This is a genomic window from Actinomadura verrucosospora (assembly GCF_039540335.1).
GTDB lineage: Bacteria > Actinomycetota > Actinomycetes > Streptosporangiales > Streptosporangiaceae > Spirillospora > Spirillospora verrucosospora.
The window spans coordinates 52,870-74,688 of sequence record NZ_BAABEV010000044.1; the positions used below are offsets into that span (position 1 = coordinate 52,870).

The window sequence follows — 21,819 nt, forward strand, 5'->3', positions numbered from 1 at the left end:
GTCCTCCCGCCCTAGGATTCCGGGCATGAGCGGCGACGGCTACCACCACGGCAACCTGAGGCGGGCCGTGCTCGACGCCGCGATCGAGGTGATCGCGGAGGCGGGCCCGGCCACGTGGAGCCTGCGGGAGCTGGCGCGCCGCGCCGGGGTGTCGCACGCCGCGCCCGCGCACCACTTCGGCGACAAGGCCGGCGTGCTGACGGCCGTCGCCGCCGAGGGGTACGCGCTGTTCGCCGACGCCCTGGAGGCCGCCGGGAACGACCTGCACGGCGTCGGGCTCGCCTACGTGCGGTTCGCCGTCGAGCACCGGGTCCACTTCGAGGTCATGTTCGCGCCCGCGCTCTACCGCCCGGACGACCCGGAGGTGGCCGCCGCGCGCGACCGCGCCGGGCGCGTGCTCGCCGAGGGCGTCCGCGGCGCCGTGCCCGGCCGCCCCGCGGAGGACCGGACGGCCGGGATCGCCGCCTGGTCGATCGTGCACGGTTTCGCCCACCTGTGGCTGAGCGGCGCCCTGCGCGACCTCGGCGACGACCCCGTGCGGGCCGCCGGCCCGGTCATCCGCCTCCTGTTCGAGCGCCCCGGGTCACCGTGACGCGGCCTCCTCCTCGATCGCCGGCCGCTCGCCGTCCGCTTCGACCGGGGCGCGTTCGGGGACGACGGCCAGGTCAGCGCGGAAGCGGCGGTTGAGGGCGGCCCGCACGCGCCCCCGGGCGGTGCGGCCGCGGGGGCTTTCGACGTCGTCGACGGGCGGCGGGACGTCCAGGTCGGCGGCGGGCGCGGGGCGCGGATCGGTGATCGCGGCGATCGCCTCGTCCGGGAGCGGGCGCTCGACCTCGCTGAACCCCCCGTCCGGCGACTGGCGGACGATGCCGGTCTCCAGCCCGTGGTGGGCCAGGCCGAGGTCGCGGCGCTGCAGGCCGACGCAGAGCCGGTAGGTGACGGCGTAGGCAAGCACCGGTCCGAGGACGATGAGGAACCGGAAGAACCACGTCGTCCAGAACAGCGGGACGTCGAACTTGTCGGAGAGGACGTCGTTGCCGCCCGCGAGCCACAGCCCCCCGTAGAAGACCACGCCGCCGACGCCGATGCCGGTCCGCGCCGGGACGTCGCGCGGCCGGTCCAGCAGGTGGTGGATCTGCGAGTCGCCGGTCACCCAGCGTTCCAGGAACGGGTAGACGGCCAGCCCGGTGAACAGCAGCCCGGGCACCACGAGTGCGGGGACGACCACGCTCATCGCGACGGTGTGGCCCCAGACGTTGATCTCCCAGGACGGCATGACCCGCAGCGCGCCCTCCAGCCAGCCCATGTACCAGTCCGGCTGCGACCCGGAACTGATCGCGCCGGGGTCGTAGGGCCCGAACAGCCAGATCGGGTTGATCTGGAAGAACGCGGCCAGCAGCGTCGTCACGCCCAGCACCCACAGGAAGAACGCCGTGGTCTTGGCGATGAAGACGGGGAAGAACGGGTAGCCGCGGACGGTCGTGTTCGAGCTGCCCTTGCCCGGGAACTGCGTGTGCGTCTGCCGCCAGGTCAGCACGACGGCGTGCAGCGGGATCAGCGCCGCCAGGATGCCGGGGATCAGCAGCACGTGGATGACGTACAGGCGCGGGATGATGTCGGTGCCCGGGTACTCGCCGCCGAACAGGAACATCACCGCGTACGAGCCCACCAGCGGGATCGACGCGAGCACGCCCTCCAGGATGCGCAGGCCCGTCCCGGACAGCAGGTCGTCCGGCAGCGAGTAGCCGAACAGGCCGTTCAGCATCACGAGCATGAACATGGCGATGCCGATCAGCCAGTTCAGCTCGCGGGGCTTGCGGAACGCTCCGCTGAAGAAGTTGCGGAGCATGTGCACGAGGATCGCGCCCATGAAGATGAGCGTGGACCAGTGGTGGATCTGCCGGACGAGCAGCCCGCCCCGCACGTCGAAGCTGATCTTGAGGGCGGAGGCGTACGCCTCGCTCATCTCGACGCCCTTCAGCTTCGTGTACGAGCCGTTGTAGACGACCTCGTGCATGCTCGGCTTGAAGAACAGCGTCAGGTACACCCCGGTCAGCAGAATGATCACGAAGGAGTACATCGCGATCTCGCCGAGCAGGAAGGTCCACTGGTCCGGGAACGCCTTGCGCAGCGCCTTGCGCGCGAATCCGGTGGTGCCGAACCGCTCGTCGAGCGCCCTCGTCGTGACGTCCAGTGCCCTGGGCGGCCTCCGCGTGCCGGCCCGCGCCCCGCCGGGCGCCCTCGTTCCCGCCATCGTCCGCATCCCTCCGTCGCGCTGTGGCAGTCGCGCTTCTGGGCATGAGACCGACGCAGACACCGCGAATGTGACATGTCGGAATGTGGACCGCGTCACATGGCGCGGTCCACCGTGCGGGGTCCCGGCAGGGCGGGACCGGCGGGCGGGATCAGCGCGCCCGGACGGCGAGGCCGCCGCGGCGCAGGTAGCGCGGACGCCAGCGCGCCCGGTAGCAGAGCCGGATCGGCGGCGGGAGCAGCCCCAGCACGGCGCGGCGGGTGCCGTCCGGGGCGCCGTCGAGAAGCCAGGGCAGGAACACTCCGAGCCCGCGCAGCCCCAGCTCGCGGCGGAGCTCCACGTCGAAGGTGCCCCATTCGAACGGGGTGAGGGTCTCCTGGATGAGGGGCAGGACGTTGGACTCCTTGAAGTCCAGCAGCGCGTCCACCGAGGCCCGCATATCGCGCGCGTACGCGGCGAACGCGTCGCGGTCGCGGTGCTCCAGCGCCGCCTCCACGCCGTCGATCGGCGGGACGGCCTTCAGGGCCAGCGACGCCATGGCGTCGAGGACCACGCCGACCCGCCCGGGCCCGTCGGCGTCCTTGGCGTACATGACGTTCCAGAGGGCGTTCTTCTCGGCGCGGTCCTGCAGGCTCCAGTGGGCGGTGAACAGGGCCCAGCGGTCCGCCGCCTCGGCCCATCCGAAGGCGGTGCCGGGCCGGCCCGCCGCCTCCAACCGGGCGGTGTCGCGGCGGAAGGCGCCGTAGGCGGCGTACAGCATCGTCAGGTCGAATCTCCTCGCCACGCTGTCCATGCCGCCTCCCAAGCTCTCCGCGCCCGTGCCGCTCACACAGAAAGATGGACCGGACGCGTCCGAATGTGACGCGATGCGGAGCCCGACTTTCTGTGATCTGCCCCACGGGCGTCGGGATATGCGGAGGACGGGGCGTCGCACACCGCGGAGGCGGCCGGGATCACCAGCGCGCCGCACTGCGGTCGGAAGCCGCGCATGCAAAGCGCTGGCCGCCCTCCCGGTCCGGTACGTTGCTGGGCGTTCCCAGCACACGAGGAGAGGGCCGGGCATGGCTGTTGACGCGGCGGGGATCGACATCGCCTCCCTGGTCCTGCGGGTGTCCGTCGGCGGCACGCTGATCGCGCACGGGTGGAACCACGCGTTCGGCGGCGGGAGGATCGAGGGCACGGCGGGCTGGTTCGAGTCGATGGGGCTGCGGCCGGGCCGCCTGCACGCGCTGATGGCGACCGGCACCGAGCTGGGCGCGGGCGTCCTGCTGCTGCTCGGGCTCCTCACGCCGCTGGCGGCGGCGGGCGCGGTGGGCACGATGGCCGTCGCGTTCGTCACCGCGCACCTGCGCAACGGCTTCTTCATCTTCCGCCCCGGCCAGGGCTACGAGTACGTAGTCATGATCATGATGGTGGCGTGCGCGGTGGGCGCGCTCGGCGGCGGCGCGGCGTCCCTGGACCGCGTCCTCGGAATCGACGGCGACCTGGCGGGCTGGACGGGCCTGGCCGTCACCGCCCTCGCCGGCGGGATCGGCGCTGCCCTCCTGCTGGCCGCCTTCTGGCGGCCCGGCACGCGCTCCGCCGGGACGCCGGGGGACTGACCGGCCCAGCCCGCCCGGCCGGCCCGCGCCCGGGTCGGATAACGTCGCGAGCGTGCGACCCTCGATCTCCGAAGAGCCCGAAGGGCGGCTGGAGTCCCTCCATTCCGTCCTGGAGCTGCTGGACCTGGAAGAGCTCGACCGGGACCTCTACCGGGGCGCGCTCGTCTTCGACGACCCCTACCCCCTGTACGGCGGGCAGGTCGCGGCGCAGGCGCTGCGCGCGGCGGGCGGCACCGTCCCGGAGGGGCGGCTGCCGCACTCGCTGCACGGGTACTTCCTGCGCGGCGGCGACGCGGCGCGGCCGACGATCTTCCGGGTGGACCGGGACCGCGACGGCCGCTCGTTCTCGGCGCGCCGCGTGGTGGCGCTCCAGGGCGGCGAGGTCATCTTCAACATGTCGGTGTCGTTCCAGCGGCCCGCCGACGACGAGGACCGGCAGGTGCACCCGGCGCCGCGGGTCCCCGGGCCGGACGGCCTCCCGGCCTCCCCGGTCCCGCGGCTGTTCTCCATGGAGAGCCGCGTGCCGCCGCAGCCCTACGAGGCGGCCGACTTCCCGACGCGGCTGTGGTCGCGCTGCACCGCGCCGCTGCCGGACGACGACCTGCTCCACGCCTGCGTGCTGACGTACCTGTCCGACATCTCCAGCGGGCTGATCGCGCTGCACGACGGCGCGGCCCGGTCGGGGTCCAGCCTGGACCACGCCGTCTGGTTCCACCGGCCGGTCCGGATGGACGACTGGGTGCTGATGGACCTCGTCCCGCAGACGGTCGCCGCCGGGCGCGGCTGGTACACCGGAACGATCCACACCCGGGACGGCGTGCTCGTCGCCAGCCTCACCCAGGAGACCCTCTTCCGCACGCCGCGCTCCTGACGCGGCCGGGGCCGGCCTCCGCGCGGAGGCCGGCCCGCGGTCGGGCTATCGCCAGGTGTCGTTGGCGGTGCGGCCGGACGTGCCGGTCGTGTAGGTGCGGTTGGCGCCGCTCTCCCACGTCACGGCTCCGGCGTCGGTCTTCTTGAGGTACTTGTATTCGATCTTGGTGTTGGCGGGCAGCGTCACCGTCCCGCTCCAGATCGGGTAGCCGGACGGGGACAGCTTGACCGCCTTGGAGGTGTCCCACGAGCCGAGCGCCGGGACGTCGCCGACGAGGTAGACGCTCGTGCCCCAGGTGGTGGTGGCGTTGACGTTGAAGGTGTCGGAGACGGTCCCGGGGTCGGAGGTCGGCGGCGGGGTCTGTCCGGACCGGGCGTCCGCGTGGATCGCGACGGCGCCTCCCGCGGGGATCGTCACGGTCGCGGTCCCGCCCGCCACGGTGACGGCGGTGCCCTGGCAGCCGCTCGAACCGAGGCCGCCGGTGATGACGTCGCAGTAGACGCCGTCCGCGAGCCCGGTCCGGTAGGACGCGGTGGACGGGGTGGAGGAGTCGTTGAGCCCGATCCAGCCCCGGGAGCCGCGGCTGAACCCGATGACGTTCCCCGCGGTGGCGGTGAAGTCGCCCACCGACGTGGCGGACGCGGTCGCGTTGTGCCATCCGACCATGCCCTTCACCCCGGTCGAACGGGTGAGGCACTGCCAGCCGTTCGAGCAGTTCGCGGCGGTGACGAACCCGCGGGCGTCGGCGGGCGGCGACTGCCCGGCCGACGCCCAGGTGAAGCCGTCGTACACCGAGGGCTTGCCGTACGGGTAGGCCAGCAGGAAGTAGGTCGCCAGGGTGTAGTCGGAGCCGCTCTTGTAGTTGAGCGTGGACCCGTCCCGCTCGGTGTCGTGGTTGGTGATCATCGTGTGGGTCCGGGAGCCGTCCGCGTCCAGCGACCAGGACGGGATGCCGGACAGGTTGGACAGCGTCCCGTTCTGGAACTGGGTCTTCAGGCCCTGGGCGTAGGAGAAGCCGAGCACGTCGCCGTTCCCGGTGAACGCCGAGGGCTTCAGGTCGGCCGTGCTCGACCCGGGGAAGACCTCCTGCGCGATGTAGGGCGCCCTGCCCTCGGCGGTGGTGGTGTGCAGGGCGGCCCTGACGGCGGCGAAGTCGGCCTGGGCGATGTGCTTGGCGGCGTCGATCCGGAAACCATCCACGCCGAGGCCGATCAGGTCGTTGAGGTAACCGGCGATCTTGTCGCGCACGGAGCCGGACTGGGTCTTCAGGTCCGACAGCGAGACCAGCTCGCAGTTCTGCACCTCGGAGGTGTTGTTCCAGTCGTCGATGCCCGCGTCGTCGTCGTTGCAGTATCCGTCGTTGGCGTGGTGGAAGTCGCCGTACCCGTACGGGACGGCCGGGTAGGCGAACCCGCCGGGATCGAAGGTGGAGCCGCCGTAGGCGGTGTTCGCCGTGTTGTTGTGGCCCGCCATGTGGTTGACGACCGCGTCCACGTAGACGCGGACGCCCGCGTTGTGGCAGGCCGTCACCATGGAGGAGAACTGGGCGCGGGATCCGAGCCTGCTCGTCAGGCCGTAGGAGACGGGCTGGTACACCTCCCACCACGGGTGGGCCCCGTCATTGGTCGAGGCCAGGCTGACCGACTCGGCCGGCGGGGCGACCTGCACGGCCCCGTACCCGGCGGGGCCGAGGTGGTCGGTGCACGTGGCGGCGACGGACGGCCAGTTCCACTCCCAGAGGTTGGCGGTGACGTCGCTCGCGTTGAGGGAGGCGGCGGCGCGGGCGGGGCGGTCGGGGAGCAGGGCGGCGACGGGCGCCGTCCCGGCGAGGACGAGGAGGCCGGCGGCGAGCAGCGACCGGCGGCGGGGGACTCGCGCGCGGGGGGCTCCCGGGCGTGGCGCGTCGTTGGCAGACATGGCGGCGAACTCCTGTCACGGGGCGCCTGGCGGGCGCCCGAGGGGGGGTGGGTGGACGGCCGTCCGCGAGCAACGCGAGAATGCTCTCTTCTTGCAGTCAGGTCAAGGGCTTGCGCAAATTTGCAATCGGCTTGCAGAAAGACGGCACCTTCAGGAGGTGGGCGCCCCGCCGCGTGCGGCGAGGCGTTCCCGCTGGGGAACGACGGTGTACTTGGGGTCCTCGGCCGACTGCACGCCCGCGTGGAAGACGCCGAAACGCGTGCAGGCCGAACTCGCCAGGAGGGCCGCGCCGCACAAGGCCGCCGCGACCCGGCTGCGCCCGCCGATCAGGACGCATCCCGCGGCGCCCGCGGCGGAGAGGACCTCGCCGGCGCGCATGTAGACCCCGCCCCTGCCCCGCCTGTACGGCTCGGCCGCCAGCCCGGCCCGGCGCTCCAGAACCGCGGCCGCGGCCAGTTCCAGACCGGAGCCGAACACGGCGGCGGTGCGCATCGGGGCGTTCTCCCGGACGGGCGCGGTGACCAGCGCCATGCCGGCCGCCGCGGCGGCGGCCGAGCCGACGAAGACGAACGGGAGCTCGCGGTACGCCTCGTGCCAGGCGGGGACGGCGGTGTCGGCGGCGAGCACCGCGGTGTAGGCGGCGACGGGCGGGCCGAGCACGGCGGCTCCGGCGGTGGCGGCGCGGCCGAGGCGCGGGAAGAGCCCGGTCACCTCCAGCACGGCGGCGGCGCCCGCGGCGGGACCGTAGGCGGCCAGCAGCCAGGAGCCGACGCTCATCGGCGAGGTCGGCTTCATGACGCGCAGCATGTTGGAGAACCGCTCCGGCCGCCCGAGGTCGTGGACCAGCGCGGCCGCGGACCCGCCGATCGCGGCCAGCGAGGAGATCTTCAACGCCCGCGCGGCCGCCGGGCGCCCCGTGAGCTGCGCGCCGGCGGCGAGCACCGACCCCGCGCCGGCCAGGCCGCCGAGGAAGAAGTACCCCGCGATGTCGAGGGACTTCCACACCGGCGGGTTCAGGACGGGCTTGCCGTAGTAGGAGGTGAACTCCGCCTCCGGCACCATGGCCTTCTCGCCGCGCCCGCCCCGGCGCCCTCCGCGCCGTCCCCGGCCGCCCAGGCCCTTGCCGATCTGGGCCTCCCGGCCGGGCCGCTCGCCGCGCACGCCCTCCTTGCCGACCTCCGACGAGCTCATCGCGCGCTCCCCGTGCGGCCGTGTGCGGCGAAGACGGCGGCGAGCCCGCCGAGCAGCGTGGCGGCGGCGACTCCGGCGTGCCGCCACATGGACGGCAGGTCGCGCGTGGTGACGACCGGATCCGGCGGCAGCCCGTACACCTCGGGCTCGTCCAGCAGGAGGAAGAAGGCGCCGTCGCCGCCGACGCCGTCGTCCGGGTCGTGCCCGTAGAGCCGCGCGTCCTCGACGCCGAGGCCGTGGAGCTGGTCGACGCGCCGCGCCGCCCGCTCGCGCAGCTCGTCCAGCGGGCCGAACTGGATCGAGTCGGTCGGGCACGCCTTCGCGCACGCGGGCTCCTGCCCCACGCTGATCCGGTCGTAGCACAGGGTGCACTTCCACACCCGCCCGTCGCCCTTGCGCTGGTCGATGACCCCGTACGGGCAGGCGGGCACGCAGTAGCCGCAGCCGTTGCAGATGTCCTCCTGGACGACCACCGTGCCGAACTCGGTGCGGAACAGCGACCCGGTCGGGCACACGTCGAGGCAGGCGGCGTGCGTGCAGTGCTTGCACACGTCGGAGGCCATCAGCCAGCGCATGCCGCCCGCGTCCTGTGCGCCGCCCTCCGCGTCGCCGTGGTCGACCCCGCTCTCGTTCTGGCCGATCGGCTTGCTCTGCTCGATGAACGCGACGTGCCGCCAGGTGTCGGCACCGAGGCCCTGCGTGTTGTCGTAGGACATGCCGGTGAACTCGAGGCCGTCCTCCGGGACGGCGTTCCATTCCTTGCAGGCGACCTCGCACGCCTTGCAGCCGATGCACACCGACGTGTCGGTGAAGAAGCCCATGCGGGGCGGGGGGTCGGCGTAGCCGGAGTCGGCGGCGACGTCGGGCTCCGCGCCGGCGAGCAGGTTCCGTCCTATCAGACTGCCCATTTCCACGACTCCCATCGACGACACCGGCCCCTACCCGACTTCCCGGGGACGCGCCGCCTACACACCGCCCGCCGTCAGGCGCCCAACGCCTTCCACTGGCGGTCGGCGACGGGGCGCCAGGCGTCGTGCCGCTCGTGGAAGAGCGCGACCGCCTGGGCGCCGCTCCAGTCGTCGGGGAGCAGGGGCGCGGGAAGGCCGGGGTCGAGGAACGGGAAGCGGCGCCATTCCTGGACGAGCCTGGTGTGCGCGGCGAACGTCCCCGGATCGTCGGCGGGCCGCAGCGCGCCGACGGCGTCGAGGAAGTCCTCGTAGGCGAGCCCGATCTCGTCCAGGTCCCACGCCTGACGCGCCACGCGCCGCGCCTCGTCCAGGTCGCCGAGCCGTCCGACGAACAGGGTGGAGGCGTCGGCGACGCCGATCTCGGCGAGGACCTCCCGGACCTCGGCCTCGCGCTCGGGGTGCGGGCTGACCCACACACCGGGGGAGAGGTTGCCGAGGCCGCTCCAGGCGAGCCGGGTCCGCAGCAGGTGGCGCAGGCGGCGGCTGGTCTCCGGGACGGTGGCCAGCACCAGGAGCCACTGCCCGTCCCACGCGCCGCCCGGGCGGCCGAAGCCGTAGATCCGCTCGGTGCCGTCGGTGAGCAGTCGCTCCCCGGACGGGGTGAGCCGCCAGGCGGTGCGGCGGCCGTGCCGCTCCCCGGCGAGCCAGCCCTCCCCGGCGCTGCGGGCGAGCGCCTGCCGCACGGCCTTCTCCTCGACGCCGAGGAGCCCGAGCGCGCGCAGGAACGTCGCCGTCCACACCGGCTCGCCGCCGGGCAGGACGAACTCGCCCAGCACGGTCAGCAGCAGGGACCGCGCGCTCGCCGCGCCGAGTTCGCGCCGACGCCGGAACCTCGGCTCCGGGTGCGCCGCGTCCTCGCCGGTTCGGGCCATGTGCTCCTCCTCTGGGCCCCGGTGGGCGCGCCCGCCCGCCTGCGGGGCGGCCGGGGCGCCGTCCAGTATCGCGCGGGTCCGGCCGGCGCCGCGCGGGCCGCGCCCGGAACCGACATCGTTCCACAAGTCTATTGACTGTCGTTTCATCTATGTAGAGCATTGGGGCCACGGTTCCCGGCGAGGGGAGACCTCGATGACCGCTGGAACGGCGACCGCACCGGTCCCGCCCGACACCTTCAACGCCTCCGACTACCTGCTCCGGGCGGCGTCCGGGCCCGGCGCCGGCCGGACGGCGCTGACCGGTCCGGGCGGGGACGTCAGCTACGCCGGGCTCGCCGAGCTCGCCGGGGACATCGCCGCCGGGCTCGAACGGTGGGGCCTGCGCGCCGAGGAGCGGGTGGTGCTGTTCATGGCCGACGGCCCGCCCATGGCCGCGGCGATCCTGGGCGCGATGCGGCTCGGCGCCGTCCCCGTCCCGGTGTCGACGATGCTGACGGGCCCCGAGCTCGGCGGCCTGCTGGCCGACGCGCGCGCCCGGGTGCTGCTGGTCGGCGACCGGTTCGCGGCCGCCGCCGAGGCGGCCCTCGCGCACGCTCCCGGCGTCCGGCGCGTCGCGGTGGAGGGGGACGCGGCGCTCCGCGCCCCGGCGGGCGTGCGGGTGGACCCGTTCGAGGACCTGGTCCGCGAGGGGCGCGCCCGCGGCGGAGCGCCGGCCGAGCGGTACGCGACCTCGGACGACTCCAGCGCCCTGTGGCTCTACACGTCCGGAACGACGGGCCGCCCGAAGGGCGCGATGCACCGGCACGCCAACATCCGGCACGTCGTGGAGACCTACGGCCGCCAGGTGCTCGGCATCCGGCCGGACGACCGCTGCTACTCGGTCGCCAAGCTGTTCTTCGCCTACGGGATCGGCAACTCGCTGTTCTTCCCCCTCGCCGCGGGCGCGACCGCCGTCCTGGACCCGGACCGCCCGACCCCGGCGTCGGTGGCCGGGCGGCTGGCCGAGTACCGGCCGACCCTGTTCTTCGCCGTCCCGACCTTCTACGCGGCGATCCTCAACGCCGAGGTTCCGGTGGAGGCCTTCGCGTCGGTCCGCCTGGCGGTGTCGGCGGGGGAGCCGCTGCCCGCCGAGCTGTGCCGCCGCTTCACCGAGCGGTACGGCGTGGAGATCATCGACGGGATCGGCTCCACGGAGTGCCTGCACATCTTCCTGTCGAACCGGCCCGGACGGGTCCGCCCGGGGACGACGGGCACCGCGGTCCCCGGCTACGAACTGCGCGTCGTGGACGCCGCCGGGGCCGACGTCGGTCCCGGGACGCCGGGCTCGCTGCTGGTGAAGGGCGAGTCGATCGCCACGGGCTACTGGTGCCGCACCGAGACGACCCGGCAGGTCTTCCAGGGGGAGTGGCTGCGCACGGGCGACACCTACGTGGTGGACGAGGACGGCTTCTACACCTGCCTGGGCCGGACGGGCGACATGCTCAAGGCCGGCGGCATCTGGGTGTCGCCGGCCGAGGTGGAGGGACGGCTGCTGGAGCACCCCGCGGTGGCGATGGCCGCCGTCGTCGGGCTGCCGGACGCCGACGGCCTGGACAAGCCCGTCGCCTGCGTCGTGCTCAAGGAGGGCGCGACCGCCGAGCCGGCCGAGCTGATCGGGTTCTGCCGGGCGGGCCTCGCGTCGTTCAAGCGCCCCCGCGAGGTGCTGGTGGTGGACGGGCTGCCCACGACGCCGACCGGCAAGCTGCGCCGCTTCGCCGTCCGCGAGCTGGCCTCGGCCCTGCTCGCCGCGCCCTGACCCGTCCCCGGGCGCTCCCGTCCTGGGCGGCGCGCGGGCCGAAATGCTACAAACAGTTGACGTGAAGAACGAATTTTGTGGAGCATGATGGAGACGGCACCGGCGGAAGGACAGCGCATGACCGGCCCGCACGTGGAGTTCCGGGTGGACCCGTCCCGCTACCGGCACTGGCGCCTGGACGTCGAGGACGACGTCGCCACCCTGACGATGGCGGTCGACGAGCGGGGCGGGCTGGTCCCCGGATACGAGCTGAAGCTGAACTCCTACGACCTCGGCGTCGACATCGAGCTGTACGACGCCGTCCAGCGGCTCCGCTTCGAGCATCCCGCGGTGCGCGTGGTCGTCCTCACCAGCGGCAGGGAGAAGATCTTCTGCGCGGGCGCCAACATCCGGATGCTGGCCGCGTCCCCGCACGCCTGGAAGGTCAACTTCTGCAAGTTCACCAACGAGACCCGCAACGGCATCGAGGACGCGACGGCCCACTCCGGGCAGACCTACCTGGCGGCGCTGAACGGCACCGCCTCCGGCGGCGGTTACGAGCTGGCCCTCGCCTGCGAGCACATCATGCTCGTCGACGACCGGTCCTCGGCGGTGTCGCTGCCGGAGCTGCCGCTGCTCGGCGTCCTGCCGGGCACCGGCGGCCTGACCCGCGTGTCGGACAAGCGGCGCGTCCGCCGCGACCGCGCCGACTTCTTCTCGACCAGGGCGGAGGGCCTCGGCGGCGGGAAGGCCGTCGCGTGGGGCCTGGTGGACGAGGCCGTCCCGCGCACCGCCTGGGACGAGACGGTCGCCGCACGCGCGCGGGAGCTGGCGGCCCGCTCCTCCCGGCCGCGCGACGCCGAGGGGATCGCGCTGGCGCCCCTCGGCAAGGAGCGCAGGGACGCCTCCATCGCCTACCGGCACGTCTCGGCGGCGCTCGACCGCGACGCCGGCGCCGCCGAGATCACGATCGCGGGCCCGGACGCGCCTCCCGGCGACCTGCGCGACGCGGACTTCTGGACGCTCGCCATGACCCGCGAGCTGGACGACCTCATCCTGGACCTGCGGACCAACGAGCCGGAGCTCGGCACGTGGGTGCTCCGCACGGCGGGGAGGGCCGAGCACGTCCTCGCCCACGACCGGCTGCTGCTCGACGCCTCCGGCGACTGGCTCGCCAACGAGGTCGTGCACTACCTCAAGCGGACGCTGAAGCGGCTCGACGTCACCAGCCGCAGCCTCATCGCCCTGATCGAGCCCGGAAGCTGCTTCGCCGGCTCCCTCCTGGAGGTCGCGCTCGCCGCCGACCGCTCCTACCAGCTCGACGGCGTCTTCGAGGACGTCGACCCGGACGCCGATCCCGCCGCGGTCACCGTGGACGCGATGAACCTCGGACCGCTCCCGATGGGCAACGGGCTCACCCGGCTGGCGACCCGCTTCCTCGGCGACGACGGCGCGCTCGCCGCCGTCCGGGACGCCGCCGGCGAGCCCCTGGAGGCCGCCGGCGCCGAGCGCCTCGGCCTGGTCACCTTCGCGCCCGACGACATCGACTGGGACGAGGAGATCCGCATCGCCGTCGAGGAGCGGGCCGGCTTCAGCCCCGACGCGCTCACCGGCCTGGAGGCCAACTACCGCTTCCCCGGCCCCGAGACCCTCGAGACCAAGATCTTCGGACGGCTGTCCGCCTGGCAGAACTGGATCTTCACGCGCCCGAACGCGTCCGGTCCGGACGGCGCCCTGCGCCGCTACGGCACCGGACGGCGCGCCGACTTCGACCGAAAGCGAGTCTGAGCGATGGCGACCACCGCCGACTACACCGAGAAGATCCCCAACAACGTCGGCCTGCACGAGGACCGGCGCCTCCAGCGCGCCCTGGAGTCGTGGCAGCCGAACTTCCTGTCCTGGTGGGAGTCGATGGGCCCGTCGCTGCCGACGCGGGAGGTCTACCTGCGCACGGCCGTCGACGTCGGACGCGAGGGCTGGGCGCACTTCGGGCACGTCGCCATGAAGGACTACCGGTGGGGCATCTTCCTGGCCGAGCGCGACAGCGACCGCCGTATCGGCTTCGGCGCCCACAAGGGCGAGCCCGCCTGGCAGAAGGTGCCCGGCGAGTACCGCGCCGACCTGCGGCGCCTCATCGTCATCCAGGGCGACACCGAGCCGGCGTCGGTGGAGCAGCAGCGAAACCTCGGCGCCACCGCGCCCAGCCTCTACGACCTGCGCAACCTCTTCCAGGTGAACGTCGAGGAGGGCCGCCACCTGTGGGCGATGGTCTACCTCCTGCACGCCCACTTCGGGCGCGAGGGCCGCGAGGAGGCCGAGGAGCTGCTGCACCGCAACTCCGGCAGCGAGGAGTCGCCCCGCATCCTCGGCGCCTTCAACGAGGAGACCCCCGACTGGCTCTCGTTCTTCATGTTCACCTACTTCACCGACCGGGACGGCAAGTACCAGCTCGGCACGCTGAAGGAGTCCGGCTTCGACCCGCTGGCGCGGACCTGCGAGTTCATGCTGAAGGAGGAGGCCCACCACATGATGGTCGGCACCACGGGCATCGACCGGGTCGTCGAGCGGACCGTCCAGCTGATGAAGGAACACGACACCGACGACGTCGCCCCGCACGGCGGGATCTCTCTGGACGTCGTCCAGAAGTACCTGAACTTCCACTACTCGGTGTCGCTCGACCTGTTCGGCTCCGAGACGTCCAGCAACGTCGCCGGCTACTACACGGCGGGGCTCAAGGGGCGCTGGATGGAGGACCGCCGCCGGGACGACCACCGCCTCACCGACGACGCCGTCATGGTGGACGCCCTCGTCGACGGCGCCGTCGGGCAGACCGAGGTTTCCGCGCTCGTCGGCCTCAACACCGACCTGCGCCGCGCGTACATCGCCGACTGCCAGAGCGGCGTCAACCGCTGGAACCGCCTCCTGTCGGAGGCGGGCCTCCCGCAGCGCCTGCGCCTGCCGAGCATCGCCTTCAACCGCAAGGTCGGCGCCTTCGCCGGCGTCGAGGCCGCGCCGGACGGGGAGCTGCTCGACGCCGCCGACTGGGAGCGGCGCAAGGACGCCTGGCTTCCGACGGAGGTCGACAGGACCCACGTCCGCTCCCTGATGCGGCCCGTCCACGAGCGCGGCAGGATCGCCGCCTGGATCGCCCCGCCCCGCAACGGCGTCAACGGCCGGCCCTTCGACTACGAGTACGTGCGCCTCTAGCCGGCGGCGCCTTCGGGCCGGGGCCGCGTGTGACCCGCGGCCGGGAAGAGCCGCAGCCAGGCACCGCCGGGCCCCGGCTCGCGCACCTCGACGGGCTCGAACTCCGGCCCCGCCCCGGCGATCCCCCGGTGGACGGGCGCGGAGACGATCAGCCCGAGGGCGGCCGCGACGCCCGCGAGCCTCCGCCGCAGGACCTCGGACTCCAGCAGCCGGGCGGCGCGGGCGAGCGCCGCCCCGGTGACCCCCTCCGGCCCCGCGTGCACAGGGCCCGCGTCGACCGCGACCCGCACCTGGAGGCGCCGCCCCTCGGCCGCGCCCGCGTTGTGCCGGTCGATGCGCTCGGCGAGCGCCCGCACCAGCGGATCCGCCGGGGCGTTCACCGGGACCCCGGGAGGGACGACGAGCAGCACGCCGTCGCCGCGGTCCTCGCGGTGGCAGGCCGCCCAGGGCACCCCGGCCGCGGCGAAGGACTCCTCCAGCGACTCGAACAGCACCCGCCTGATGGCCGCCCGGTCCGCCTCGGTCCGGTCCGGGGAGCCGAACCCGACCACATCGGCGAACACGACCGTGCAGTCCTGCCCCGTGAGGAAGAGGGAGCCGGACACGGCCGGCGGGCGGGGCTCGCCGCCCGCCGTGAGCCGCTCCAGCCGGACCGGGTCGAGGACGTCGATCGTCCCGTCCCCGGCGTGGACGAGTCCCGCGCCGTCCCACTCGCTGAGCACGCTCGCCACCGCCGCGGGCGTCGACGACGTCCAGCCCGCCAGCTCGGTCCCCGTCAGGGGGAGCGCCCCGTCCCGCGCCCGCGACAGCGTCGTGAACAGCGCGGCCAGCCGGCGCTCGGTGTCGGCGAGTTCGGTGCCGGAGGTGCGGGCCGCCGCCTCGACGGTGCGGTCGTGCGCCTGCTTCTCCAGCACCGACTGCACGCCCGCGTGGCGCTCCACGACGCGCCGGAAGTCCGCCGCGCCGACGACCAGCGCCTCCACGGTGTCCAGCGCGATGACCGTCGCCGTCCAGGCCTCGCCCTCGAACAGCGCCCGCTCGCCGATCAGGTCGCCCGGACCGCGGACCGCCACGATCCGCTCCTCGCCCGCCCGGTCGACGCGGACCTTCGTCCAGCCCGACAGGAGGACGACGACGTAGTCGGCCGGATACCCCTGCCGCAGGATCGGCGCGCCCGGCCCGAAGACGCGCGGGCGCGCGACGCCGCGGACGGCGTCGCGCTCCTCCGAGCCCAGCGCGTGCCAGAAGCTGTCGCGGAGCCTCCCGGACCGGTCGGCGGACCGCTCGCGGACCCCCTGCGCCCGGGCCGACGCGGCCCCCGCGCGCGCGAACCCGGCGAGCGGAGCCACGAACAGGGCCAGGACGGCGAACGTGAACGCCGCGAGCAGCGCCGCCGCGGACGTCCCGGTCTCCGCGGCCGCCCACGCCGTGCACACCGCCCCGAGGACGCCGAACGTCACGGCCCCCCGCGCGAGCGCCCGCCCCGGATCCGCCGCGTGCGAGGGCGCGGGCCCCGGCCCGTCCGCGGCGAAGGCGGGCGAGGCGTCGGAGAACGCCTCCAGCAGCAGCCGCGCCCGGCCCGCTCCGCCCGGCGGCGCCGTCCCCGGCCCGCCGGCGGCCGGTGCGTCGGAGAACGCCTCAAGCAGCCCGCGCCAGCCGCGATCAGGACTCGGCATCGCTTCCCCCGTTCATCCGGCCCGACCGGGCCCGTCGTCGTCCTCACCGTCGCCGCCCGGGCCCGGCGGCAGCGCCCAGAGCGCGTACCGGCCGAGCTTCGCCATGACGGCCGGGGCGCTCGCGCCGCACGCGAACGCCAGCCACGGCGCGTCGATCAGGTCGCTCGCCGCGGCCGCCGACGTCACCATCGCGGCGAGCGCGCAGTGCAGCGCGCAGGCGAACAGGTAGTACCGGCCGCCCGGTCCCTTCGGGTAGCGCCAGGGCGGCCCCTTCACGCGCCGGTTCGCCTCCAGGAACGCCAGCGTGCGGTTGGCCGCGGCCCCCATGAGCCCCCACACGACGAACTGCCACATGACCCGACGGTAGGTTCCGGGGCGGCGGCAGATAGTGACACGCCGCACAAATCACCCATGAGCGATGCGCTCGGGTTCGGGTAGGTGTGCCGCATGGGTCCTGAAGAAGCCGGCGCCAAGGTCAAGCTCGCCACCACCCGCTACCGCGACCTCGCGGAACAGGTCGAAGCCGCGAAGGACGACCTGCTGAACGCCTACGCGGACGCGGCCCGCGAGGGCGTCGCCCCCGAGGAACTGGCCGCCGGCTCCCCGTTCACCGCCGACGACATCCGCCGCGAACTGCGCAAACGCGGCGCCGAGCCGGGCGAGGGCGCCGCCGGCCCGCGAGGGTAGGCGGCGCCGGGGTCAGGCGGACGCCTGGTGGACCTTGAGGAAGGCCCGCTGCTGGCCGAAGAAGAAGATCACGGCCCACAGCACCCAGACCAGGCTGTAGCCGGCGTGTCCGCTGAACAGCGCTCCGACCGCGCCGACGACGGCACTGATCATGGCGGGCAGGCAGGTCGCGAAGGTTAGGCGGGGCATCGCCGAGCCCGACAGCAGCAGGCTGATCAGCAGCCCCGGTGAGGCGAGGGCCGCCGACTGCGGCGGGAACACCGCGACCATGCCCTCGTCGTAGGGAAGGAACACCATGAAGATCGCGGTGGCGATTCCACCGATGGCGCCGAACAGCATCGGCCCGCCTCCGCTCGATCGAGGTGACGGCGACGGTATTCCCGCTCCGCGGGCGGAGGCCCCTTCGCCGAGGGGATATGGCCGGATGCGGGCGGCACCGCACCAGCGACGCCGGTCTCCTTGCAGCCTGCCCCAATCGGGCGATCTCCCTGAGCAGGACGGGCTGGGCCGCGCATCCTCAGCGGGCGTCGCGGCGGGCTTGGCGGCGGGCGCCCTTGGCGCGGGTGGCGGCGTGGCGGCGGTTCAGGGCCGGGTCGGCGGTCGTGGGTCTGCGGCGAGCCGTCGTTTGGGGCGTCATCGACTCGGGTTGCGGGGCGCCGGGCTGATGCGGGGTTGGGCGGGACGGGTTGGCCGCGGCGATGCGCTCGGCTTTGATCTCCGAGGCGCTGCGCCTTGCGGCCCTGGCCAGATACCAGCTCACGCGGGCCAGGGCGTCCTCGAACACCTCTGCCTTCTGAGCGGCGCGGGTGTTCTTCGGACGGGCCTTGCCCCGTCCGCCGTGCTCCTCGATCCGCGCGCTCGCGCTGCGGCGGTACAGCTTGCTGTACTTGTTGCGGGCGCGCCGGATCCGCGTGTGCAGATCGACGAGCCCGTCCTCGGTGAGGTCGGAGAGTTCGGCCCGCCCGGTCTCCCGGACGAGAGCCTTCTCGGGCTCGTTCAGCGAGTTCAGCAGCGCCTTCATCAGCCCCCCAGACGGTCGGTGCGGCCCTGTCGAGCGTCGCACGAACCCTCGCAAAGGGTGGGACGAGAACACCCCAAGAACGGCAGACACCGCAGCTTATGATCGCTTGTGGCCGGTCACCGCTTCACGTCCAGCCAACCGTGCCGAGAACGGGACCGGAAATCGGATCGGGTCAGAGCGGTGTGGTGAATCAGCAGGTCATCGCGCTGCTCATCGGGCGAGGTGGCGGGAGATGACCAGGCGCTGGATCTGGTTGGTGCCCTCGAAGATCTGCATGACCTTGGCCTCGCGCATGAAGCGCTCGACCGGGAAGTCGCGGGTGTAGCCGGCGCCGCCCAGGACCTGCACGGCGTCCGTGGTGACCTTCATGGCGTTGTCGGTGGCGACCAGCTTGGCGACGGACGCCTCGCGGCCGTAGGGGCGGCCCGCGTCCTTGAGCCGGGCGGCGGCGAGGTAGGTGGCGCGCGCGGACTCGACGGCGGCGGCCATGTCGGCCAGGACGAAGGCGAGGCCCTGGTGGTCGATGATCGCCTTGCCGAAGGCCTCGCGCTCCTTGGCGTAGGCGACGGCGGTGTCGAGCGCGCCCTGGGCCAGGCCGGTGGCGACCGCGGCGATGCCGAGGCGGCCGGCGTCGAGGCCGGCGAGGGCGATGGACAGCCCCTGGCCCTCGTGGCCGATCAGGTGGTCCGCGGGGACGCGCGCGTCGACCAGCCGGACGGTCGCGGTGGTGGAGCCCATCAGGCCCATCTTGTCCTCGGGCTCGTCGAACTCCAGCCCGGGGGTGTCGGCGGGGACGTGGAAGCAGGAGATGCCGCGCGACTTCTCCTGCGACGTGCGGGCCATGACGGTGTAGAAGTCGGCCTTGCCGCCGTGGGTCGTCCACGCCTTGGCGCCGTTGAGGACGTAGGAGTCGCCGTCGCGGACGGCCCTGGCGCGCATCGCCGCCGGGTCGGAGCCCGCGTGCGCCTCGGAGAGGCAGTAGGCGCCGAGGCGCTCGCCCGAGAGCATGTCGGGCAGCCACCGCGCACGCTGCTCGTCGGTGCCGAAGGCGAAGAGGGGGAAGCAGGACAGGGCGTGGACGCTGACGCCGACGCCGACGCTCGCCCAGGCCGCCCCGATCTCCTCCAGGACCTGAAGGTAGATCTCGTAGGGCTGCTCGCCGCCGCCGAACTCCTCCGGGTACGGGAGCGTCAGCAGGCCCGCCCGGCCCAGCGTCGTGAACGTTTCCCGGGGGAACGTCCCGGTGCGCTCGGCGTCCGCGACGCGCGGCGCGAGCTCCTTGGCCGCGATCTCGCGGGTGAGCGCGATCAGGTCCTCGGACTCGGCGGTCGGCAGGTGCCGGGTGGCGGGCATGGGCGGTCTCCTTTCGGCACCGCCAACCGTACCAAAGGCAGTACCGGCGAACCCGTTTTGGTACTGTCGCCGTCATGACCTCGGTGGACGAACGGGCGACCCGGGCGTCGCGGCGGCGCGAGACGCTGATCGACCGGCTCATGGACCTCTTCCTGGAGCGCGGGTTCGCGGAGCTGGGCGTCGCGGACCTGGCCGCGCTGCTGCGCTGCTCCAAGAGCACGCTGTACTCGGTCGCGGCGAGCCGGGAGCAGATCATCACGGCCGTCGTGCGGGCCTTCTTCCGCCGCGCCACCGAGCGCGTGGAGGCCGCGGTCGACGGCAGCGCCGACCCGCGCGAGCGGGTCGGCGCCTACCTGCGGGCGATCTCGGTCGAGCTGGCCCCCGCGTCCGCCGCGTTCTTCGCCGACATCGACGCGTTCGCCCCCGCGCGGGAGATCTACAAGAGCAACACCCGGTACGCGGTGCGGCGCGTGCAGGGCCTCGTGCGGGAGGCGGCGCCGGGCGGCGACGCCGCGTTCGTCGGCGCCGTCGCCGGGCAGGTGATGGAGTCCATCCACCGCGGCGAGATCAAGGCGCAGACCGGCCTGGACGACTCGGCCGCCTACGCCGCGCTCGCGTCGCTCATCGTGGCCCGGATGGCGGCCGGCTAGCTCCGGGCCGCCTGCAGGGCGTGCTCGACGAGCGCCACCAGCACGCCCCGCGCCACCTCCCGGCTCCGCACGTCGCACATCATCACCGGGACCTCCGGATCGACGTCGAGGGCGTCGCGGATCTCCTCCACGGTGTAGCGGCGGGCGCCCTCGAACCGGTTCGCCGCGATGACGAACGGGATCCCCCGCTGCTCGAAGAAGTCGATGGCCGCGAAGCTCGTGCTGAGCCGGCGGGTGTCGACCAGCACGATGGCGCCGACGGCGCCGTAGGCGATCTGGTCCCACATGAACCAGAACCGCTCCTGGCCCGGGGTGCCGAACAGGTACAGCCGGACGCCACCGGAGAACGTCAGCCGCCCGAAGTCCATCGCCACGGTCGTGGTGGTCTTGCCCTCCACCCCGCCGAGGTGGTCGACGCCCACGGAGGCGTCGGTGAGGACCTCCTCGGTGCGCAGCGGACGCACCTCGCTCACCGCGCTCACCAGCGTCGTCTTGCCGACGCCGAAGCCGCCGGCCACCAGGACCTTCAGGGTGTGGAGCGGGACGTCGTCGTCGCGCCCGTGCGCGGTGGCGGTCGGGTCAAAGGCGGCGGAGTTCATCGAGCACTCTCATGAGGATGCGGGGGTCGGGGCGTTCGGTCTGCGCGGCCTGCGGCATCTCCTCGATCAGGCCGTACTGGTGCAGGTCCTCCAGCAGGATCTGCACGACCCGCAGCGGCAGGTCGGTCTCCGAGGCGAGGTCGGCGGGCGTGGAGGGCCGCCCGCACAGCTCCAGCAGCCGCCGCTGCTCGCGCGACAGCCAGACCCGGTCGGCCGGGGTCCGGCCGGTCGCGACGAGGACGGTCACCAGGTCCAGGACGAGCCCGCGGGGGCGGGTGCGTCCGCGGGTGACCGCGTAGGGCCGGACGACCGGGCCGGCGTCCGACCCGACCCAGCGCTCTCTCGGGCTCTCCACGGCCGGCTCTAGCCTGACGCGCCCGAGCGCACCGGCGGGTCCTGCGACTCGGCGCCGCGCGGCTGGGCCGCCAGCGTGCGCCGCACCCGCTTGATCAGCATGGTCGTCTCGTAGGCGACCAGCCCCGCGTTGCCGCCGGCGTCGCTCAGCACGGCCAGGCAGCTCCCGTTGCCCGCCGGCATGACGAAGAACAGCATGCCGTCCAGCTCGACGACGGTCTGCCGCACCTGCTTGGCCTGGAAGTGCTCGCGGGCGCCGTTGGCCAGGCTGTGGAAGCCCGACGACAGCGCCGCGAGGAACTCGGCGTCCTTGCGGGTGACGTCCCCCGAGGCGCCCATGACCAGGCCGTCCCTCGACAGCAGGACGGCTTGGCGGACCTCGCCGACCCGCTGCACCAGATCGTCGAGCAGCCAGTCGAGCTCGCCCGAGGCGTTGCCCTGCCGCATCATGACTCCCCCCATTCATCGCGTGGATCAAGCTCGCCCGGATCGTCGTCGACCCTGCCGCGCAGCCATCCCGACTGCAGCGACGCCATCAGGTCGCGGCTGAGCTCCGGGCTCGGTTCTTCGAAATCGTCCTCGCCGGCCGCCGCGGCGGGCCGGCCGTGCCGCGGCGCGGAGCGCCCGCGCAGCTGCGGGGCCAGGGAACGCTGCCGCACCCGGCGCGGAAGCCGTCCCGTGACCTCGCTGTCCTCCACCCCGCCCGGCCGGGGCTCGGCGCCGTCCGGCCGGACCCGGCCCTCCGGCGGGTCGAGCGGCGGCTCGGGCGGCGGCGCGGGCGGCGGCACGGCGAGGACCCCGGCGGGCCGCCCGGCGGGCAGCCG

At 73.8% G+C, this 21,819-nt stretch carries 22 protein-coding genes and 1 pseudogene; 8 read left to right on the forward strand and 15 right to left on the reverse strand.

Features of this window, described 5'->3' with window-relative positions; translation table 11 throughout:
- The first annotated feature begins 25 nt into the window (after positions 1-25).
- Positions 26-592 (forward strand): TetR/AcrR family transcriptional regulator, encoded by a 567-nt coding sequence (locus ABD944_RS33875; RefSeq protein WP_345183784.1) that lies wholly within the window; start codon positions 26-28, stop codon positions 590-592.
- On the opposite strand, the gene qcrB is transcribed toward ABD944_RS33875, so the two are convergent.
- A complete protein-coding gene (gene qcrB, locus ABD944_RS33880) occupies positions 584-2,254 on the reverse strand; it encodes a cytochrome bc1 complex cytochrome b subunit (RefSeq protein ID WP_345183786.1) in 1,671 nt (556 codons plus the stop codon). The genes ABD944_RS33875 and qcrB overlap by 9 nt on opposite strands.
- Before the next feature lie 151 nt (positions 2,255-2,405).
- Positions 2,406-3,047: a hypothetical protein gene (locus ABD944_RS33885; protein WP_345183788.1), complete on the reverse strand. Its 642-nt coding sequence runs from the start codon at positions 3,045-3,047 to the stop codon at positions 2,406-2,408.
- Positions 3,048-3,315: 268 nt separating this feature from the next.
- Here ABD944_RS33885 and ABD944_RS33890 point away from each other — a divergent pair, with 268 nt between their 5' ends.
- Complete coding sequence (locus tag ABD944_RS33890) at positions 3,316-3,855, forward strand: DoxX family protein (RefSeq protein WP_345183790.1); 540 nt, start codon at positions 3,316-3,318, stop codon at positions 3,853-3,855.
- Positions 3,856-3,907: 52 nt separating this feature from the next.
- Complete coding sequence (locus ABD944_RS33895; protein WP_345183792.1) at positions 3,908-4,726, forward strand: acyl-CoA thioesterase; 819 nt, start codon at positions 3,908-3,910, stop codon at positions 4,724-4,726.
- Positions 4,727-4,771: 45 nt separating this feature from the next.
- On the opposite strand, the gene ABD944_RS33900 is transcribed toward ABD944_RS33895, so the two are convergent.
- From ABD944_RS33900 to ABD944_RS33915, 4 genes are all read right to left on the reverse strand, one after another.
- Positions 4,772-6,643, reverse strand: a complete 1,872-nt coding sequence (locus ABD944_RS33900) for a carbohydrate-binding module family 20 domain-containing protein (RefSeq protein ID WP_345183795.1) — start codon at positions 6,641-6,643, stop codon at positions 4,772-4,774.
- A 150-nt stretch (positions 6,644-6,793) separates the two neighbouring features.
- The gene (nrfD, locus tag ABD944_RS33905) at positions 6,794-7,834 is read right to left on the reverse strand and encodes an NrfD/PsrC family molybdoenzyme membrane anchor subunit (RefSeq protein WP_345183797.1); all 1,041 of its coding nucleotides are present in this window, start codon (positions 7,832-7,834) and stop codon (positions 6,794-6,796) included.
- On the reverse strand, positions 7,831-8,655 hold the full coding sequence (locus ABD944_RS33910) for a 4Fe-4S dicluster domain-containing protein (RefSeq protein WP_345183826.1): 825 nt from the start codon (positions 8,653-8,655) through the stop codon (positions 7,831-7,833). Before ABD944_RS33910 ends, nrfD begins: the two co-directional genes overlap by 4 nt.
- A 161-nt stretch (positions 8,656-8,816) precedes the next feature.
- Positions 8,817-9,674 carry a PaaX family transcriptional regulator gene (locus ABD944_RS33915; RefSeq protein WP_345183799.1) on the reverse strand — a complete coding sequence of 286 codons (858 nt, stop codon included), beginning with the start codon at positions 9,672-9,674 and terminating at the stop codon, positions 8,817-8,819.
- A gap of 193 nt (positions 9,675-9,867) precedes the next feature.
- Between ABD944_RS33915 and ABD944_RS33920 the strand changes: the two genes are divergently transcribed.
- From ABD944_RS33920 to boxB, 3 genes are all read left to right on the forward strand, one after another.
- Positions 9,868-11,469, forward strand: coding sequence for a benzoate-CoA ligase family protein (locus tag ABD944_RS33920; RefSeq protein ID WP_345183801.1), 1,602 nt, complete (start codon positions 9,868-9,870; stop codon positions 11,467-11,469).
- Positions 11,470-11,586: 117 nt separating this feature from the next.
- Complete coding sequence (boxC, locus tag ABD944_RS33925) at positions 11,587-13,236, forward strand: 2,3-epoxybenzoyl-CoA dihydrolase (RefSeq protein WP_345183803.1); 1,650 nt, start codon at positions 11,587-11,589, stop codon at positions 13,234-13,236.
- 3 nt (positions 13,237-13,239) lie between these two features.
- A complete protein-coding gene (boxB, locus tag ABD944_RS33930; RefSeq protein WP_345183805.1) occupies positions 13,240-14,655 on the forward strand; it encodes a benzoyl-CoA 2,3-epoxidase subunit BoxB in 1,416 nt (471 codons plus the stop codon).
- On the opposite strand, the gene ABD944_RS33935 is transcribed toward boxB, so the two are convergent.
- Complete coding sequence (locus tag ABD944_RS33935) at positions 14,652-16,331, reverse strand: cyclic nucleotide-binding domain-containing protein (RefSeq protein ID WP_345183807.1); 1,680 nt, start codon at positions 16,329-16,331, stop codon at positions 14,652-14,654. The genes boxB and ABD944_RS33935 overlap by 4 nt on opposite strands.
- A gap of 12 nt (positions 16,332-16,343) precedes the next feature.
- Complete coding sequence (locus ABD944_RS33940; protein ID WP_345183809.1) at positions 16,344-16,685, reverse strand: hypothetical protein; 342 nt, start codon at positions 16,683-16,685, stop codon at positions 16,344-16,346.
- Between the two features lie 93 nt (positions 16,686-16,778).
- Between ABD944_RS33940 and ABD944_RS33945 the strand changes: the two genes are divergently transcribed.
- The gene (locus ABD944_RS33945) at positions 16,779-17,018 is read left to right on the forward strand and encodes a hypothetical protein (protein WP_345183811.1); all 240 of its coding nucleotides are present in this window, start codon (positions 16,779-16,781) and stop codon (positions 17,016-17,018) included.
- Between the two features lie 12 nt (positions 17,019-17,030).
- On the opposite strand, the gene ABD944_RS33950 is transcribed toward ABD944_RS33945, so the two are convergent.
- The 3 genes from ABD944_RS33950 to ABD944_RS33960 form a co-directional block, all read right to left on the reverse strand.
- The gene (locus tag ABD944_RS33950) at positions 17,031-17,357 is read right to left on the reverse strand and encodes a hypothetical protein (protein WP_345183813.1); all 327 of its coding nucleotides are present in this window, start codon (positions 17,355-17,357) and stop codon (positions 17,031-17,033) included.
- A gap of 178 nt (positions 17,358-17,535) precedes the next feature.
- Positions 17,536-18,039 (reverse strand): hypothetical protein, encoded by a 504-nt coding sequence (locus tag ABD944_RS33955; protein ID WP_345183815.1) that lies wholly within the window; start codon positions 18,037-18,039, stop codon positions 17,536-17,538.
- A 210-nt stretch (positions 18,040-18,249) separates the two neighbouring features.
- The gene (locus tag ABD944_RS33960; protein ID WP_345183816.1) at positions 18,250-19,392 is read right to left on the reverse strand and encodes an acyl-CoA dehydrogenase family protein; all 1,143 of its coding nucleotides are present in this window, start codon (positions 19,390-19,392) and stop codon (positions 18,250-18,252) included.
- A 74-nt stretch (positions 19,393-19,466) separates the two neighbouring features.
- On the opposite strand from ABD944_RS33960, the gene ABD944_RS33965 reads away from it, so the two are divergent.
- Positions 19,467-20,042, forward strand: a complete 576-nt coding sequence (locus ABD944_RS33965; protein WP_345183818.1) for a TetR/AcrR family transcriptional regulator — start codon at positions 19,467-19,469, stop codon at positions 20,040-20,042.
- Here ABD944_RS33965 and ABD944_RS33970 read toward each other — a convergent pair.
- The 4 genes and pseudogenes from ABD944_RS33970 to ABD944_RS33985 all read right to left on the reverse strand — a co-directional run.
- Positions 20,039-20,641 carry a GTP-binding protein gene (locus tag ABD944_RS33970; protein ID WP_345183820.1) on the reverse strand — a complete coding sequence of 201 codons (603 nt, stop codon included), beginning with the start codon at positions 20,639-20,641 and terminating at the stop codon, positions 20,039-20,041. The genes ABD944_RS33965 and ABD944_RS33970 overlap by 4 nt on opposite strands.
- On the reverse strand, positions 20,622-20,996 hold the full coding sequence (locus tag ABD944_RS33975) for a DUF742 domain-containing protein (RefSeq protein WP_185025215.1): 375 nt from the start codon (positions 20,994-20,996) through the stop codon (positions 20,622-20,624). The genes ABD944_RS33970 and ABD944_RS33975 overlap by 20 nt, the downstream gene beginning before the upstream one ends.
- Before the next feature lie 8 nt (positions 20,997-21,004).
- Entirely contained in the window at positions 21,005-21,445 is a 441-nt protein-coding gene (locus ABD944_RS33980) for a roadblock/LC7 domain-containing protein (protein WP_205718435.1), read from the reverse strand.
- Positions 21,442-21,819, reverse strand: a pseudogene (locus ABD944_RS33985) (hypothetical protein); the annotation flags it as partial. The pseudogene ABD944_RS33985 and the gene ABD944_RS33980, both read right to left, overlap by 4 nt.